2 protein-coding genes are annotated in these 1,640 nt (G+C 36.2%); both read left to right on the forward strand.

Annotated features, from left to right (window positions below):
* The coding region (locus NF27_RS02845) for an NACHT domain-containing protein (RefSeq protein WP_039455590.1) at positions 1 to 1,529 on the forward strand (1,529 nt) is incomplete at its 5' end.
* A gap of 11 nt (positions 1,530 to 1,540) precedes the next feature.
* Positions 1,541 to 1,640: HEAT repeat domain-containing protein (locus tag NF27_RS13270; protein WP_410518018.1), on the forward strand; the 100-nt coding region annotated here is incomplete at its 3' end.

Raw genomic sequence — 1,640 nt, forward strand, 5'->3', positions numbered from 1 at the left:
AACAAGAAGAAGCTAAACAGAAAGAACAGGGGCTGAGAGGGAAAGAAAAAAGAGGGGATAAGAATGATAGCCAAGAGTATAGGGAACAAAGGATATCGAGTTATGAAGAGATACATAGAGCTAAGAAGCCAATAGAAATAAAAGGGTTATTTGAAGACGCTAAAAGTAAAAAGCTAGTAATATACGGAAGAGCTGGAATAGGGAAAACGACATTATGTCAATATTTAACGGTTGCCTGGCAAAAGGAAGAAATATGGCGAAATAAGTTTAGAGCAGTAATTAAGTTGCCGCTTAGAGAGTTAGCTAACTACATAGAGACCGAGAATAGCGCCACACTAGAAGGTTTTATAAAGCAGACCTATTTGCCCGGGGTACGAGGTATTAGAGAATCAGAGATAGCACAGTTTTTAGGAAACAATGTAGGTAATATACTCTACCTACTTGATGGATATGATGAGATAGTTCCCTTGCTTAGAAAGCCGGGAGTAGGTGCTAAGCTAGGCAGTATAGTAAGAGGGATAATAGAAGATAGTATGGCTCATACTATAGTAACTTCTAGGCCTGCTAGGATTGAGCACAAGTTTGACCAAGAGTATGAGAATGTAGGGTTTATAGATCAGGATATTGAAAGGTATGTAAGTACATTTAAATCTGAAAGAGCAAAAGAGATACTGAATTTCTTAAAGAATAATAAGAGCTTATGGGGGATAGCTCATATACCGATTAACTTAGAGTTAATCTGCAGTGCATGGGGAATAAGCGGAGGAATAGATAAGGTTAGTACGATGAGTCAGTTATATGGAGCTATAACTGATAGGCTAATGGAGAGATATGTAGTTAAGAATCATGCAATAGAGCTAGATGATTTAACATGTAGGAAATTTAATAAAAGAACCCAGCCTATAGTAAGATGTCTTGAGAGAATAGCATTTAGGGGGATGAAAAATAACCAGATAATAATTCCGATAAAAGAGATACAAGGGATTATAGCGGAAGAAGAAAAGAGGAGTGGAGTAGGAAATTTACTAAGAGAAGTATTAAAGAGTGGAATGGTTAAAATAATAGGTGAGAATAATGATGAGAATAGGGAGATATATTTCCTACACTTAAGTTTCCAAGAGTATTATGCAGCAAAGTATATAGCAAGAGCAATTAATAATATAGGGACTGAAGAGTATAAGCAAGTATATGCATTTATTAGCGAGAATAAATACATACCTTACTATGAAGTAATGATGTGGTTCAGTGCTGGTGTATTATATCAGCAAGGAAGAGCTAGAGGTAATTATGAAGGATTAAATGGGTTCTGGAGGATAGTAGAAGCAGAGCCGCGAGAATTGGTAGGAATAAGGCATGTAAGTTTAGTAATTCGAAGTTTAGAAGAGTGTGAAGCTAGTGAAAAGGTAGAGAAACATAAAGAATTAATAAACTATATCAAGCAATGGATAAAAGTTAGAGCCAACATTCGGCATCTTCGCACCTTTATGATAGAAATACTTAAAACCACCCCTCCATATTCCAAGCTATAGCTGAAGTATTTATTGAATTAATGGAAGATAAAGAAAGATATGTAAGGCAAGCAGCCGCAGAGAGTTTAGGTAAGATAGGGCAAGGAAGTGAGAAAGTAATTGATGCACTAC

This window comes from Candidatus Jidaibacter acanthamoeba (assembly GCF_000815465.1).
GTDB lineage: Bacteria > Pseudomonadota > Alphaproteobacteria > Rickettsiales > Midichloriaceae > Jidaibacter > Jidaibacter acanthamoebae.